14 protein-coding genes are annotated in these 15,877 nt (G+C 51.0%); 7 read left to right on the top strand and 7 right to left on the bottom strand.

Features of this window, described 5'->3' with window-relative positions; all coding sequences use genetic code 11:
- Positions 1-181 precede the first annotated feature (181 nt).
- Positions 182-1,345 (bottom strand): DEAD/DEAH box helicase, encoded by a 1,164-nt coding sequence (locus tag BZG84_RS06265; RefSeq protein WP_077481467.1) that lies wholly within the window; start codon positions 1,343-1,345, stop codon positions 182-184.
- A gap of 260 nt (positions 1,346-1,605) precedes the next feature.
- On the opposite strand from BZG84_RS06265, the gene BZG84_RS06260 reads away from it, so the two are divergent.
- Together BZG84_RS06260 and BZG84_RS06255 are read left to right on the top strand one after the other, a co-directional pair.
- Positions 1,606-2,088 carry a GrpB family protein gene (locus BZG84_RS06260; protein WP_077678057.1) on the top strand — a complete coding sequence of 161 codons (483 nt, stop codon included), beginning with the start codon at positions 1,606-1,608 and terminating at the stop codon, positions 2,086-2,088.
- A 184-nt stretch (positions 2,089-2,272) separates the two neighbouring features.
- Complete coding sequence (locus BZG84_RS06255; protein WP_077480841.1) at positions 2,273-2,935, top strand: Qnr family pentapeptide repeat protein; 663 nt, start codon at positions 2,273-2,275, stop codon at positions 2,933-2,935.
- Positions 2,936-2,938: 3 nt separating this feature from the next.
- On the opposite strand, the gene BZG84_RS06250 is transcribed toward BZG84_RS06255, so the two are convergent.
- The 4 genes from BZG84_RS06250 to cysP are packed head-to-tail and all read right to left on the bottom strand — an operon-like array spanning position 2,939 to position 6,882.
- Positions 2,939-4,066 carry a sulfate/molybdate ABC transporter ATP-binding protein gene (locus BZG84_RS06250; RefSeq protein WP_077480839.1) on the bottom strand — a complete coding sequence of 376 codons (1,128 nt, stop codon included), beginning with the start codon at positions 4,064-4,066 and terminating at the stop codon, positions 2,939-2,941.
- Positions 4,067-4,069: 3 nt separating this feature from the next.
- The gene (cysW, locus tag BZG84_RS06245; protein ID WP_077480837.1) at positions 4,070-4,978 is read right to left on the bottom strand and encodes a sulfate ABC transporter permease subunit CysW; all 909 of its coding nucleotides are present in this window, start codon (positions 4,976-4,978) and stop codon (positions 4,070-4,072) included.
- 9 nt (positions 4,979-4,987) lie between these two features.
- Positions 4,988-5,824 (bottom strand): sulfate ABC transporter permease subunit CysT, encoded by an 837-nt coding sequence (cysT, locus tag BZG84_RS06240; protein ID WP_077480847.1) that lies wholly within the window; start codon positions 5,822-5,824, stop codon positions 4,988-4,990.
- Between the two features lie 53 nt (positions 5,825-5,877).
- Positions 5,878-6,882, bottom strand: coding sequence for a thiosulfate ABC transporter substrate-binding protein CysP (cysP, locus tag BZG84_RS06235; RefSeq protein ID WP_077480835.1), 1,005 nt, complete (start codon positions 6,880-6,882; stop codon positions 5,878-5,880).
- A gap of 244 nt (positions 6,883-7,126) precedes the next feature.
- Here cysP and cysM point away from each other — a divergent pair, with 244 nt between their 5' ends.
- The gene (cysM, locus tag BZG84_RS06230; protein ID WP_077480845.1) at positions 7,127-8,017 is read left to right on the top strand and encodes a cysteine synthase CysM; all 891 of its coding nucleotides are present in this window, start codon (positions 7,127-7,129) and stop codon (positions 8,015-8,017) included.
- A gap of 73 nt (positions 8,018-8,090) precedes the next feature.
- Here cysM and BZG84_RS06225 read toward each other — a convergent pair whose 3' ends face one another.
- Complete coding sequence (locus BZG84_RS06225) at positions 8,091-9,791, bottom strand: FAD-dependent oxidoreductase (RefSeq protein WP_077678054.1); 1,701 nt, start codon at positions 9,789-9,791, stop codon at positions 8,091-8,093.
- A gap of 10 nt (positions 9,792-9,801) precedes the next feature.
- Positions 9,802-9,993 carry a YgaP family membrane protein gene (locus BZG84_RS06220; RefSeq protein ID WP_046075776.1) on the bottom strand — a complete coding sequence of 64 codons (192 nt, stop codon included), beginning with the start codon at positions 9,991-9,993 and terminating at the stop codon, positions 9,802-9,804.
- Between the two features lie 243 nt (positions 9,994-10,236).
- On the opposite strand from BZG84_RS06220, the gene BZG84_RS06215 reads away from it, so the two are divergent.
- The 4 genes from BZG84_RS06215 to BZG84_RS06200 all read left to right on the top strand — a co-directional run bounded on the left by BZG84_RS06215 (position 10,237) and on the right by BZG84_RS06200 (position 15,844).
- Positions 10,237-10,530, top strand: a complete 294-nt coding sequence (locus BZG84_RS06215) for an ArsR/SmtB family transcription factor (RefSeq protein ID WP_077678056.1) — start codon at positions 10,237-10,239, stop codon at positions 10,528-10,530.
- A 121-nt stretch (positions 10,531-10,651) separates the two neighbouring features.
- Entirely contained in the window at positions 10,652-13,960 is a 3,309-nt protein-coding gene (locus tag BZG84_RS06210) for an efflux RND transporter permease subunit (RefSeq protein ID WP_077678053.1), read from the top strand.
- Positions 13,957-15,000, top strand: coding sequence for an efflux RND transporter periplasmic adaptor subunit (locus tag BZG84_RS06205; RefSeq protein WP_077678052.1), 1,044 nt, complete (start codon positions 13,957-13,959; stop codon positions 14,998-15,000). Before BZG84_RS06210 ends, BZG84_RS06205 begins: the two co-directional genes overlap by 4 nt.
- Before the next feature lie 76 nt (positions 15,001-15,076).
- Entirely contained in the window at positions 15,077-15,844 is a 768-nt protein-coding gene (locus tag BZG84_RS06200) for a substrate-binding periplasmic protein (protein WP_077480827.1), read from the top strand.
- The last annotated feature ends 33 nt before the right edge of the window (positions 15,845-15,877 follow it).

The following is a 15,877-nucleotide window of genomic DNA, read 5'->3' as shown; positions in this document are numbered from 1 at the left end:
GGATAGTTTTGTCTAAATATTAAATTGTCATTTAATTTAGATTAGTTTTTATTATTAATACTCTCGAATGATAACGATTGCAAAAGCTATTTATTATAAAATTGGTTGCATATTTAAGGTGAAAGAAAAAACGCCCAGTAATATGAGCGTTTTGGATAGCGGTGTTAACTACTCTATGATTCTATCTTGGTGCAGTCTGCGGCACTGGCTTTTTAGGCTCAAAGCCTTCGATAATGTGACGTTCAAGTGGATGCCCGAGACGTGCTTCAATCATGCGTAAGTTTTTGGTGTTATCTTTCGAGACCAATGAAATCGCTTCGCCTTGAGCACTGGCGCGACCGGTACGGCCAATTCGGTGGACGTACTCGTCGGCCGGGAAGGGCAGATCGTAATTGACCACGCGCTCAAGCGACTCAATATCAATGCCACGCGCGGCGACGCCGGTGGCAATTAAAAATTGGATGTCACCGTTTTTAAAGTCTTCCAGCAATTGGGTCCGCACGGCTTGACTGCGTCCACTGTGAAACGCTTCGGCGGCAATGCCCCGTTTTTCCAACTGGGTGGCGAGTTTGGCGGCGCCGTGTTTGGTTTCGATAAAAATCAACGCTTGCGTCCAGCCATTCTCTTTAATTAAATGGCTAAGTAGTGCGGATTTCTTATCTTTATCGACTGGAATACACCATTGAGTAATGTTGTCTTTCGAGGCATCTCGTGCGGCAATGCTGATTTCTTTGCCTTCATCGCCAATGGTCGCTTTGGCTAGATCGCGCACTTTATTAGACAGCGTGGCCGAAAATAGTAAGCACTGCGTGCTTGCCGGCAATCGGTCTAGGATATGTTGAATCACATCAATAAAGCCCATATCGAGCATGCGATCCGCTTCGTCGAGAACCAGCACTTCCACTTCATCTAAATAGACGGCACGTTGGCTGAGTAAATCCCGTAGACGTCCCGGGGTGGCGACCAAAATATCGACGCCGTCGATCAAGGCTTGCTTTTGTGCCTGCTCGTCCATGCCGCCAACCATCGCCAAGGTCTTTAGCTCAGTAAACTGGCTGTCTTGACGTGCGCTCTCAGCCACTTGCAGGGCGAGTTCACGAGTGGGAGCGATGACGAGAGCGCGCGCGCGCTTTTTACGTCCTGCTTCACCGGCAGATAATTTATCGATGATAGGCCAGATAAAACTCGAGGTTTTTCCGGTGCCCGTTTGTGCCGCGGCAATCAGATCATGCCCTTGTTGGATGATTGGAATCGCTTTGGCTTGAATAGATGTTGGCGTGGTAAAGCCGCGTTGGGCTATGGCTTGGCAAAGTGGGTCGCTTAAACCCAGTTTTTTAAATGGCATAACAGACTCAACAAACAAGAAGCGTGTGTCCGCGTTGCTGCACAGACACACTGAATGGCGTGGAGTCTAGCACGAACCTTACAGTAGCACGACGCAAAATCTGTCGGCGGGTAGTTTCTTGGTGGATTTGGTGACAAAAGCTCGCTTTATCAATATATTAAAAATTTCGTAGCCCGAGAGGGCTAGACGTTCACGACAAAGAGTACGCTGGCCCTACGCGGTATGATGCGTTTTCGAAAAGGATATCGAGCACTGACATGATGAAGTTTTATGCTGCCGACCAATACCAACCTGCTTGCGAGCGATTATTCAATCAGTGGCGAGTGGCTATCCAACACCAACTTCCTGAAGCGCGAGTCGAGCACATTGGCGCGTCGTCGATCCCTTCAGCAATCTCGAAAGGCGATCTCGATATTTTTGTTGGTGTACCTGCCTTACAGCATGAAGAGGCTGTAAAGCGGCTAGTTGAGTTGGGCTTTCAAGAAAAGAGAGGCACGTTACGGACTCCCGAGCTGTGTATGTTGGAATCCAAACAGGATGACGATGTTGCGTTGCAAGTGGTGGCCAATGGCTCTGAGTTCGAAGATTTTCTGACCTTTCGAGACACGCTGCGCGCTAATCCACAACTGGTTCATTCCTACAATGCGCTTAAACGCGCCTGTGAAGGGTTTGAGCAAGACGACTATCGGGAAAGAAAAGCGAGGTTTGTAGAGCAGGTGTTATCTTCGTCAGCCGGTCTGTAAGGCGAAAAATTTTTTTATCGTCGCCGTGTTCTATCTGTTCCTCTTACGCTTTCTCTGAGGCTAGTTTACCCCTTTAAATCGGCAAAATAAGGGGGTTGTAAGGTCCTGATTGTGAAAGGTTTTATTTTCGTGATTTCAAAGGGTTATGTTGTTAGCCTAGCGGCGCATTGATTGAGGGAATGATATGAAGACACATAACCAGACATTTCACCAAGAGAACTTTTCTCACCAAGATCTCAGTGAACTCGAATTTAAAGACTGTACCTTTATCCGTTGTGACTTTACCCGCGCTAACCTCCGCGATGTGACGTTCAAGCGTTGCAAATTTATCGAACAGGGCGATATCGAAGGGTGCCACTTTACCGCTGCTAACCTTCGTGATGCCAGTTTTCAGCAATGCCTATTGGCGATGGCCAATTTTAGTTTTGCCAATTGTTACGGCATTGAGATGAGAGAATGCGATCTGAAGGGCGCGAACTTTTCCCGCGCAAACTTTGCCAATCAAGTCAGCCATCGGGTGTACTTATGCTCAGCGTTTATCACCGGTTGTAACTTGTCTTATGCCAACCTTGCGCAAGCGTGCTTAGAAAAGTGCGAACTGTTTGAAAACCGTTGGATTGAAACCAACCTCCTCAGTGCGTCATTAAAAGAAGCTGATCTGAGTGGTGGTGTTTTTTCGCCCGATGTATGGGGGCAGTTTAGTGTACAAGGTGCGAATTTATGTCACGCTGAGATTGATGGCTTAGACCCACGTAAAGTGGATCTGTCGGGCGTGAAAATCGCCGATTGGCAACAATCTCAGCTACTTGAAAGCTTAGGCCTGATTATTTTTCCGGATGCGCGCTAATGATTAAATATCATACACCAAGCTATCGGCCGTCAAAAATGGCCAATTAAGGCGGTGCGGCTCGGTGTCTGTGCCGTTGAAAAAGTATCCACGGTGCGGCATCGCATACACGGTATCGCCCTTTTGATACGCTGCGGCTTGCCACGCATGATGGGTCAAGGTGGCCTCCCACAGTTGTTCACTCTCCCAGCCTTGTGGAGCGAGTGAAACCCGCACCTCGGCACCAACCGGGTTGATAGAGACCACACGCATGGGCAGCGAGAGTTGGCTATTGGGTTTATCAGCCAGGGTTAACTCATGGCTGCGCACATACAAACTGCCTGACTGTTGGGTGTGCGTGTTTAGTGTGGGTTGAATAAAGGCATTGCCGTTTTGCCACGTGCCTTGCTGATAGTGGCCGGAAAAAACATTCACGTTTCCTAAAAAATCAAACACAAAGCGACTTTTCGGCGCGGCATAAAGGTCGACCGGACTGTCGACTTGTTCAATTTGCCCATTACTCATGACCACCACGCGATCCGATAGCTCGAGTGCTTCGTCTTGGTCGTGAGTGACAAACACACTGGTAAAAGCCATTTCATCGTGTAGTCGGCGTAACCATTGGCGCAGCTCTTTGCGCACTTGTGCATCTAATGCCCCAAATGGCTCATCAAGCAATAAGATTTCCGGTTGTGTCGCTAACGCTCGCGCCAGCGCGATACGTTGCTTTTGCCCGCCTGATAATTGTTCGGGATACCGCTGGCCCAGGTGGCCTAACTGCACGACCTCAAGCAGTTGGTTAACCCTTTGTGTCTCCGTGGCCGGTGAAGGACGCTCGCGACGCGGCATCACTTGCAAGCCAAAGGCGATGTTCTCTGCCACCGTCATGTGTTTGAACAAGGCGTAGTTTTGAAAAACAAACCCGACACGGCGATCCCGCACATGGACGCGGGTGACATCGCGCTCGCCAAATAGGATCTGGCCGCTGTTACTGCTTTCTAATCCGGCAATAATGCGCAATAACGTGGTTTTACCGGAGCCTGAGGGCCCAAGCAGTCCCATCATCTCGCCTTGCTCTATGGTAAGTGATAACGGCGATAACGCTTGAAACTGGCCAAAGTGTTTAGTGATGTTGTTCAGTTGAATACGCATGGCTTACGGCTCACTTTGGTTCGTTTGTAAGGTTAAGCGGGCAGGCGTTGACGCACTGCTTTCATCCATCGGCGCGGTACTGGCGTGCACACGATACTGACGCCATTCCACCAAGGCTTTCAATACCAAGGTAGCGAGTGCCATAAAGGCAAGTAATGACGCACAGGCGAACGCCGCTTGGGTTTGGTAGTCCTCATAGAGCAGCTGTACCTGCAAAGGCAGGGTATTGGTTTGACCGCGAATGCTGCCTGACACCACAGCGACCGCACCAAACTCGCCGATGGCACGGGCATTAGTCAAAATGACCCCGTAGATGAGGGCCCACTTAATATTGGGCAAGGTGACGCGGCGAAAAAGCTGCCACCATGATGCGCCTAACACCACCGCCGCTTCTTCCTCGGCTTGCCCTTGCTGTTGCATGAGCGGGATCAGCTCGCGGGCGACAAAAGGGCAGGTAACAAAAATAGTGACCAACACAATGCCGGGTAGGGCAAACATTACTTGAAGATCATGCTCAAATAGCCACGCGCCTAGCCAGCCGTTACTGCCATAAAGCAGCAAATAGAGTAAGCCTGCGACCACGGGCGACACGGCAAACGGGATATCAATCAAGGTGGTGATCAGTTTTCGCCCCGGAAATTGGAAGCGGGTGACCGCCCATGCCAGCATCACGCCAAATACGAGGTTGATGGGTACCGTGAGAACGGCCACCAACAATGTAAGGCCAATCGCGTGGCGGGTATCGGGCGCGAGTAAATGCTGAAAATAACTTGTGATGCCATCGGCGAAGGCGATGGAAAAAATACTCACCAGCGGCACAACCAACACCAGCGCCACGAGCAGCAGCATAAGCGCGATTAAAGTGCGCCTGATCCATGGGGTATCACCGATTCTCACCGAGTTTGTGCTCATAAAGTGTCCTTACCGCCCGTGAATACGTTTTAGATAACGGCCTTGCCAAAGGTTGATGGCAAACAATAACGACAGGGATGCCATCAAGATCACCGAGGCAATGGCACTCGCCGCTGGGAAATCAAACTCTTGCAAGCGAACAAAGATCATCAGCGACGTTATCTCGCTGACGTAGGGCATATTGCCAGCAATAAAAATCACCGCACCGAATTCACCCAGACTGCGGGTAAATGATAAGGCCACACCCACTAACAACGCCGGCTTGATGGTCGGTAGAATAATCCGCCAAAATACCGCAGCGTCGCTCGCCCCGAGCACAGTACCGGCCTCTTCTTCCTCTTGGGAAATTTCCTCCAACACGGGTTGGACGGTACGTACCACAAACGGCAAGCTGGTAAACATCATGGCAATCACGATCCCAAGCGGCGTGTAGGCAACTTGGATACCGATGTTGGCAAGCATACTGCCTATCCAGCCGTTATCGGCGTACAGGGTGGCGAGCGTGACGCCGGCAACAGCGGTGGGCAGAGCAAACGGCAAATCAACCAGCGCATCGACCAAGCGTTTGCCCGCAAAGTCGTATCGCACCAGCACCCACGCAAAGAGCAAGCCAATCACACCGTTTAATAATGAAGCAATCAGTGCCGCACCGGCTGTGACTTTATAACTGGCGACAATGCGTGGGTCAGTGATGGCAAACCAGTATTCTTGCCAACTCATTTGGCTGGTTTGCATGATAAGGCCGCTGGCCGGTAACAGCAGGATTAAGCTGATGAACAGCAAAGACACGCCCAAACTGATGCCAAACCCGGGCAGCACGCGCTGCTGACGTGCTGCCCAAGGCATCGATTGGCGTTGATACGATAGCGATGGCATAGCGTCTCAATACCTAGAAAGCATTAACGGCGTTGTAGTTGGTCGAGTTTTCCGCCACTGGCAAAGTGCGTTTTCATGGCCTGATCCCAACTCCCTGCGATAGCTTCTACGGTCAGCAGTTCGACTTCAGGGAAACGATCGGCATTGTCTTTGACCACGTCAGGATGATGGACGCGGTAGTTAAAATCGGCCAATAAGCGCTGTGCTTTTTCGCTGTAAAGGTAAGACAAATACTCGGTTGCCAACTCAGTGGTGCCGTTGCGTTTGGCGTTACGCTCAACCACGGCGACGGGGAACTCGGCCAAAATCGAGGTTTTAGGCACCACAATATCGTATTTATCACTGCCATATTGCTGGCGGATATTATTGACCTCTGATTCAAAGGTGACCAGCACATCGCCAATGCCACGTTCAACAAACGAGGTGGTTGCGCCGCGGCCACCGGTATCAAACACCGCCACATTGGCGAGAAGCTGTTTCAAAAATTGGTCTTGTTGCTCGGTGTTGTCTTTTCCGAACGCCTTTTGCGCATAACCGAGTGCGGCAAGGTAGGTATAACGTGCATTACCGGAGGTTTTTGGATTCGGGAAAACAGAAGCGACGTCGTCCTTGGCCAAATCATCCCAATTTTCAATGTTCTTTGGGTTGCCCTTGCGCACCAAAAACGCGGTGGTGGAGTAGTACGGCGAGCTACTGTTGGGGAAATTCTCTTTCCAGTTTTTATCGATCAACTTGCCGCGATCGTACAACACCTGCACATCCGTGACTTGGTTGAAGGTGACCACATCTGCTTGCAGCCCTTGCATGATGGCGCGCGCCTGCGCTGAGGAGCCACCATGAGACTGCTTAATGGTCACCGACTCTCCGGTTTTTTCTTGCCAGTGCGCTTCAAACAGCGGATTGTAATCAGCAAAAAGCTCACGTGCGATATCGTAAGATGAATTCAAGAGGGTTTGCTCGGCGGCAGATACCGGCGCCGTGCTGGCGGCAAGCAAGGCCGAAAGAGCCAGAGTTTTGAATACCTTCATTGTTAAATCCTTGATGGCCGTTTGTTGCTGTTATCAGCAAAGAAAGTTGGGATAGGTCACAGAATAAAAGCAATTGAAGGGAATAAAAAACAGTTTAAATATAACCATTTTGTATATGTTAGTGAAAAAATGTCTGCGTATCGTGTCAAGCCTCCTTGTAGGATGTGGCGATAGACAGTGTCTTACGCGGTGTTGAGAGCATCCATCAGGCAGGCAATTCATGAAACATGAAGAGGTAAACAACGTGGCTGATTTCCCCACCCTTGAAGACTATGTGGGTCAGACCCCTTTGGTGCGCTTGCAGCGGTTAGCCGCAGAGACAGGCAGCACTGTTTTAGTCAAACTCGAGGGCAATAATCCGGCCGGTTCGGTGAAAGATAGACCCGCACTCAATATGATCGTGCAGGCAGAAGCGCGGGGTGATATCGAACCCGGCGATACCTTGATTGAAGCGACCAGTGGCAACACAGGGATCGCGTTGGCGATGGCGGCGGCGATTAAAGGTTATCGACTGATTTTAATCATGCCTGAAAACGCCACACAGGAGCGCAAAGATGCCATGCGAGCCTATGGCAGTGAGTTGATCCTCGTCTCTCAAGCGGCGGGGATGGAGGGCGCTCGCGATTTAGCTTTATCCATGCAAGCACAGGGCAAGGGCAAAGTGTTAGATCAGTTCAATAACCCGGATAACTGGCGGGCGCATTTAACGGGTACGGGGCCAGAAATTTGGCAACAAAGCCAGCAACAAATCACCCACTTTATCGCCAGCATGGGCACCACAGGTACCATTGTGGGAACCTCAAAGTATCTAAAAACGCAAAATTCCGCGATTAAAACCATTGGTTTACAACCGACAGAGGGGAGCGCGATTCCTGGTATTCGCCGCTGGCCAGCTGAATATCTCCCCGGCATTTATACCGACGAGCACATTGATGCAGTGATGGATATTTCCGAGCAAGATGCGAAAGAGACCGCGCGCGCCCTCGCCAGAGAAGAAGGTATTTGTGCGGGGGTTAGCTCGGGTGGTGCCGTGTTTGCTGCCCTGCAAGTCGCCAAAGCCGAACCCGGCTCTGTGGTGGTAGCCATTGTTTGCGATCGCGGCGATCGTTATTTGTCGTCTGGGTTGTTTTCGTAGAACACCTTCCCGCCAGCATAAAAAAGGTGACCCATGTGGGGTCACCCAGTTGAATTTGAACACAGTGTTCGCACTACGCTGTGGCGAATTTGTAGGTGCGATAGCCACCAATCAAGTTGCGGGCTTTAAAGCCATTGTTGACTAGCTGGCGGTAGGCGACGTTGCCGCGCAGACCGACTTGGCAGTACACCACAATTTCTTTGTCTTTTGGCAGCTCATTAATGCGTCCACGCAGCTCGTCGACCGGAATATGGATATCACCATCGATATACTGACCGTTTTCGCGCTCGGGGGCATTACGCACATCAAGTAGCACTTGATCGTCGGTGAGGTTGTCTACCTCATCAAAGTGGATCGGCGTCGTGTCACCTTTAAGAATATTGGTGGCCACAAAGGCTGCTTGGTTAATCACATCTTTGGCACTGCCATACGGCGGCGCATAAGTGAGCTCGAGATGTTGTAGCTGCTCAACGGTCATGCCAGCACGTTGTGCCACGGCCATGACATCAATGCGCTTATCAATGCCGTCTTTACCCACCGCTTGTGCGCCTAAAATCGCGCCGGTATCCGGGGCAAACAGCAGCTTAAATGAGACGATTTCCGCACCGGGATAATAACCGGCATGACTGGCGGCGTGAACATAGACCTTTTGATAGTCGATATCAGCGTGCTTGAGTTGTTTCTCGTTTTGGCCCACCGAGGCGACGGCGAGATCGAACACTTTACAGATGGCGGTGCCTTGGGTGCCAAGATAATGTTCAGTGCTGCCTAGCATGTTGTCAGCGGCCATCCGCCCTTGACGGTTCGCCGGACCCGCCAGTGGCACTAACGTTGGCTTATGGGTCACAAAGTCGATTTCTTCCACTGCATCGCCGACCGCGTAAATATCGGGATCTTGGGTCTGCATGGTGCTGTTGACCACAATGCCGCCTTTTTCACCAATGGCAAGCCCCGCCTGTTGCGCCAGCGTGACTTCAGGCTTAACGCCAACCGCCATGATCAACAATTCAGTATGCAGCGTGTCGCCATTATTTAGCGTGAGGTTCAGTGAACCTTCCAAGTGTTGCGGCTCACTGGGCTCGCCGGCATCATCACTGGCGACATGCGTGGTGGGAATAAACTCGGCGGACTCCAGTGCTGTGCCTAGGCGTAAATCCACTCCTTGATCGCGAATGGTTTGATGAACAAAGCCCGCCATTTCTCGGTCAACCGGCGTCATTACCTGATCGGCCATCTCCAATAGGGTGGTTTTAATCCCGCGTTGATGCAGCGCTTCCATCATCTCAAGGCCAATAAAGCCCCCGCCAACGACAGTCGCATGGCTGGGGTTATTCATCTCAATGGTATGCAAAATCGCATCCATATCTGGAATATTGCGGAGCGAGTGGGTCAACGGGTTATCTAAGCCAGGGATGGGTGGCATGATAGGAGCCGCACCTGGGCTTAACAGTAATTTGTCGTAACTTTCTTGATAATCGCTGCCATCGGCACGGGTGACGGTAACGGTTTTGTCCTCGCGATTAATCGCAGTGACTGTGCTGTTGATGCGCACATCCACATTAAAACGGGCGCGAAAACTGTCTGGGGTTTGCAGCAAGAGTTTACTGCGATCGGTAATATCTCCGCCGATATGATAAGGCAAACCACAATTAGCGAACGAGACGTACGGGCCACGTTCGAACATAATGATGTCGGCTTCTTCACTCAAACGACGGGCGCGAGCGGCGGCAGAGGCGCCACCAGCGACGCCGCCAATAATTACGATTTTGGTCATTATGACTCCATCAAGCGTTGCTTAGTCCAAGTTTTTTCAGGAAAAAGGCAGCCGGACAAATCCCTGTAAACGCACTTTGGATCAGGTTTACGCCAACGAAGACGGTTAGCCAAACAAATTGGCTGTGAACTGTGAGGGTAAGCACGACAGAAAGTAGCACCATCATGCCAGCGATTACGCGTACGCCATTATCAATTGTCATAGCAAGACTCCTTTGCATCCTCTATACGATTACCCGACAGACCGAACCGCTTTGGCTCGAACGCCTTCAGTATTTGTCGGCACTCGGATCACTCTAGAAGTTATATTTAGAAAAGTCTAATAATAATTTATCTAAATTAGAATTGACTAAATAAAATGCCGCGCTAAGCTATGAGTATTGGCGAGAAAGGAGTAGGCGATGGCAGAGTCAAGCGTACCGTTTGAAGCAGAAAGCGTACCGGATATGGACATTGTTGCCATGCGTAAGCAAGCGTCTTTGGTGGCGACCATGTTGAAAGTGATGGCCCATCCTGAGCGATTAATTGTGCTGTGCCAGCTTTTGGCCGGAGAGCGCTCCGTGGGGCAATTGCTGCAAGGGTCGTCGCTCAGTCAGTCGGCGTTTTCTCAGCATCTTAGCGTGTTAAAGCGGCATCAGCTGGTTAAGGTGCGCAAGTCATCCCAGCAGGTGTTTTATCAGCTCAATGACCCCCATGTCGCGGCGATTATCGCCACCTTACAGCGGCTTTATTGTGCCTGATGTGTCTGAATCTGAGAGATCAGCATACATTCATTGCCCGTCGATGCGCTAAGTTAATTAACATTCAGCCATTTTACCTATCGTTTTCTTGTCGTTACTGACATCAGCCAAAGGATCGAATATGCGAGATGCCCAGCCACAAGGTCAGCTGATCACCCGAGTGATGAACAGCTTCTTCCCGCCCATTCTCATTGTGCTCGCGCTGTTGGTGGGCGCGGCGGCACTGTGGCTCACTCCCAAAGAAGAAGATCCGCAAATCGTGGTGCCAATGGCAGATGTGGTGGTACAAGCGCCCGGTTTGAGTGCCACGCAAGTGGCAAAGCAGGTGACGCAGCCGCTCGAGAAAAAAGTCAGTCAAATTGATGGGGTGGAGTATGTTTATTCCACCACCCAAGCAGGCTCCGCGTTGGTTACGGTGCGCTTTTACGTGGGTGAAGATCGCGAGGCAGCCTTGGTGAAGCTTTATAACAAGCTGTACGCCAATCAAGATGCGATCCCAGCTGCTGTGAGCGCATGGGCAATCAAGCCGGTGGAAATTGATGATGTGCCGATTGTGATTGCGGCACTGCGTAGCGAAAACCCTGACCAGCTCGACCATTATGCGCTGCGCCGTATTGCCGAGCAGGCGACCTTGGATCTCAAAGCCCTTCCCGAAACCAATGCGGTGAAGGTGGTAGGTGGTGTGCCGCGGCAGGTATTGGTCACGCTCGATCCTGCGGCTATGGCTAGCTATCAAATCAGCGTGTCTGATCTGACTAATGCCTTTTCGCTAAGCCATCAAAAGCGTGATATTGGCGATATTCAGCATCAGGGTGAGCGCTATGTATTAAAAACCGGCCAGTGGTATCAAAGCCTTGAGGACATCCGTCATTTAGTGGTGGCGGTGGTGAATGGCAAACCCGTGTACCTGCAGGATGTGGCCGAATTATCTGACGGTGCGCAAGAGCCCACCACAGATACCTGGATCCAATCGACCGATGATAGCCAGCCGCATCCAGCGGTGTTTCTCTCGGTGGCCAAGCAAAAAGGCGCCAACGCGGTCAGCGTGGCTGAGGATGTCACCGCCACGCTTAATCATTTGGTCGCCACGCAATTTCCTGAGGGCGTGAGCGTTGATGTTATTCGCAATTACGGTCAAACCGCCGATGCCAAAGTAAAAAGCTTGGTGTCCAGCCTCGGTATTGCGGTGCTCACCGTGGTGGTCTTTGTTGGCTTGTTCTTAAACTGGCGCAGTGCCTTAGTGGTAGCGGTTGCGATCCCAATCAGTTATGGCGCGGCATTAGGGCTGGATTTAGCCTTTGGCTATTCGATTAACCGCGTCACCCTGTTTGCGTTAATTTTGGCGCTGGGACTGATTGTTGATGATCCGATTGCCAGTATCGACAACATTGAACGGCACCTGACCCATGATAATAAGCCCCGTGGACGCACGATTGTGCTGGCGATGTTGGAAATCAAACGCGCATTGATCATGTCGACGGTGGCGATTGTGATTGTGTTTACCCCGATGTTTTTTATAACCGGCATGATGGGGCCGTATATGGCGCCCCTTGCATTCAATGTGCCGGTCAGTGTGGTGATCAGTACCTTGGTAGCGTTTTTAGTTACCCCTTGGCTTGCCAAAAAAATTGTCCGCGCTTCCAATAAAGGTGATGACTATCGCATAGAGACCACGCCGCTGTACCGTGGCTACCGACGCGTGTTGCTGCCATTGCTTGAGAGTAATCGTCGCGCCAAAGCGTTTTTATGGCTAGTGGGCGTGTTGTTTGTCATCGCTGCTCTGCTGCCTGCTTTGCGCTTCGTGCCACTCAAACTCTTGCCGTATGACAATAAAAACGAGTTTCAGGTGGTACTGGATTTGCCGGAAACCGCCAATCATGTTGATACCTCCAACGTACTGCGAGAAATGAACCGTTATCTACAAACGCAAGCCGAGGTGGTGTCGGTATCCGGCTTTGCCGGGCTCGCCTCACCGATGGATTTTAACGGCATGGTGCGCCATTACTTTACTCGCCAAGCGCCTTACCAGGGTGAACTGCGTGTGGTGCTGGTGGATAAGCACCGGCGCACGTTGCAATCGCATGGCTTGGTCACGCGCATGCGTGATGAATTAGAAGCCATCGCAGCAAAATATGATGCCGAGGTGCAATTAGTGGAAATGCCGCCGGGGCCGCCGGTGCTGGCAACCATTGTCGCGGAAGTATATGGCTCGCCTAGCACTCCGTATTCAACCCTGCAAGCGCAAGCGACGCAGGTGGCCGAGCGATTAAAGCGTGAAGCCTTGGTGTCAGAAGTGAGCACCAGTATTCAAGGGCCTTTATCGAGCTGGCAGTTTGTGGTGGACCAAGAAAAAGCCGCCTTGTCGGGTATTGCTGTGGCCGATATCAACCAAGCGCTCAGGGCCGCGAACCAAGGGGTCACGCTGGCCCATTTAGCGGATGCCGATGAAATGGATCCCTTGCCCGTGAGGCTGCAGCTTGCGCCGGATGCGCGCGATCAACTTGATGCGCTGCTTGCACTGCATGTACGCGGTCGGGCTGGGGTAGCTAAACAATCTGTTCAAGGTGCCTTGGTGGATGCGCCGCAGCCGCTGGTCGCCTTGAGTGAGCTCGGTCATTTTACGCGGCAACCGGTTGATCAGCCTATCTATCATAAAAATTTGCGCCCCGTCGTGTATGTGTACGCCGAACCCACTGGACGCGTGCCGGGCGAAGTAGTCGCCGATGTGATGGCCGACTTTAATCAACCTGAATCGGATAGTGCTCGCCCGCTATCAGCGCGTAGTTATCTGGATAATGGCGCGGGTGATGGCTGGCAAGTTGATGAGGGTATCGAGGTGGTATGGAGTGGTGAAGGAGAGTGGAAGATCACCATTGATGTCTTCCGCGATCTGGGGATTGCCTATGGTGCGGCACTGCTGGGCGTCTTTATTGTGATGCTGATACAAACTGGGCTACCGGCGGTATCGGGCATTATTATGCTCGCTATCCCGCTGACCGTGATTGGCATCATGCCGGGTTTTTGGTTGCTCAATGGCTTAAGCGGTGAGATCAACGGCTACCCAAACCCGGCGCTATTCACCGCCACCGCGATGATTGGCATGATTGCATTGGCAGGGATTGTGGTGCGTAACTCACTGGTGTTAATTGAATTTATTCAACAGTCACTTGCACAAGGCATGGCGCTGAGTGAAGCCCTAGTACAAGCGGGCGCAGTGCGAATGCGGCCTATTTTGCTCACCGCCGGCACCACCTTATTGGGGAATGTGATTATCACCCTCGACCCTATTTTCAATGGCTTAGCGTGGGCAATTATTTTCGGCATTGCCGCGTCTACCGTGTTTACCTTGCTGGTTGTGCCTGTGGTGTACAACCTTGCGTATCAACATCACCCGACCCATGGCTTATCAGTAGAAGGAGAGGATGCATGAAGGCAAAAAAAGGCTTACTCGCACTGGTGCTAGGCACTGGGTTATTGGTGTTATTTTTGGCGATGGCTGGCGCCTTTACCGAGAAAGTGGCGTCAGAATCGCCCCTCAAACCTGTCGCAAGCGATATGAAAACGCTAACACTGGAAGCGGTCGAACAGCCGCAAACGCGTATCTTCTCGGGTAAGCTAGTGGCACGACAAAACGCCACGCTGGCAGCGCGGATGACGGCCACCGTCGCGGAAGTGTTGGTTGATGTCGGTGACCGCGTTGAGCAAGGCGATGTATTACTGCGTTTAGATAATGCCGACCTCAGTGCCAAAGTTCGCCAAGTGCAACAAGCCTTGGCCTCGGCGCAATCGCAACTGAATACCGCGCGCAGTGACTACCGACGAATGGAGACCTTGTTGGCGAAAAAGCTGGTGCCTCAATCTCAGTTTGATGAAGCGGAAAATCGCTTAAAAACGGCGCAGTCTGATTATCGCCGCGCCCTTGCTGCGGTGGACGAGGCAGAAACCCAATTTGGTTTTAGTCTGGTGCGAGCGCCTTTCTCTGGTGTGATCACGGAAAAGATCATCAACCAAGGTGATACGGCAACACCGGGGGCGGCGCTGCTATCTCTGTATAATCCTGAAAGCATTGAAGCGACGGTCAATGTGGCGGAATCTGCGTTACTCTTCGTCGACATCGGTCAATCTTTGACGGTTACGCTCCCGACCTATGATAAAACTCTGACGGGCGTGGTGCGCACCGTGACACCGGCCGCCGATGCCACGTCACGCAGTTATCGTGTTGTAGTGACACTGCCAAACACGGAGATGAGTGATACTTTGCTACCGGGTATGTTTGCAAAAGTGACAGTGTCACAAAAAGCCGAACCTGTACTTTACTTACCGAGCAATGCGTATTATCAAATTGGACAACTTAACTATGTGAAGGTGCTCGACGCGGGTAAGGCCAAGACTCGGCTGGTATCGCTCACAAAGCAAGGGCGCGTACGTAAGGGGTTAAAGCTTGGCGAGGTAGTTATATTGAATCCGTAAAAAATGCAGTGATTAAGGTCGCGTTATGGAGAATATCATCAATACTTAGAGTGAGGTTTCCTAATAGGAGTTCACTATGAAAATTGCGATACTTTCTGCAACTGCCCTTGTTGGCACGCTCGTCGCTAGTCCAGCATTAGCGCTTGATACTTCCTCTATCAGCGCCTGCGGTGATGGAGCTGGCTGGCCACCTTTCCACTATAAAAAAGGTGATAATATCGAGGGGTATGATGTTGACGTTCTGAACAATATCTTCGGTAAAGAAGGCGTTAACGTATCGGTTGAAATGCCTCCTTGGAAACGTTGCGTATTAGAAACGAAAGCAGGCAATTATGATATAGCGTTGAGCGCATCGTACAATGAAGAGCGTGATCGGGATTATCTACTTACCGACTACTACTATACTCTTCAACCCAGTTACATCTACTCAACTCGCCAAAATCCTAATGGCCTGAATATAAGCTCAGTAGAAGATTTAAATGGGTTGAGAATGTGTGGCCTTCTTGGCTATAACTACACAGGCTTTGGTGTTGACGACAGTAAAGTCAGAAAATCAGCAAAAAGCTTTGATCAATTAGTGCAAAAAACCGAAGCAGGCCGTTGTGATGTATTCTTGGCGCGTTATGAGATATTGGCTGGATTTAAAGTTGCGCAAGGCACTGATTATCTCGCTGGCGGAATGCAAGTAGAGCCAATTCCTGGAAACAGTGGTGATAAATTCCACATGATGATTTCTAGAGAGCACCCAGAAGCGAATGCTATCAAAGCAATGCTTGATGAAGGTGTGAAAGAAATGCGTGAATCAGGCCAACTGCAAGAGATATTGGATAAGTACTTAAATTAGTCTACCAATAGATATTTAAAGATACATTTACCA

The sequence above is a fragment of the Salinivibrio sp. PR932 genome, assembly GCF_001996125.1.
GTDB classification, from domain to species: domain Bacteria; phylum Pseudomonadota; class Gammaproteobacteria; order Enterobacterales; family Vibrionaceae; genus Salinivibrio; species Salinivibrio proteolyticus.
The sequence above is the reverse complement of the archived record's forward strand: the minus strand, read 5'-3'. Positions and strand labels throughout refer to the sequence as shown.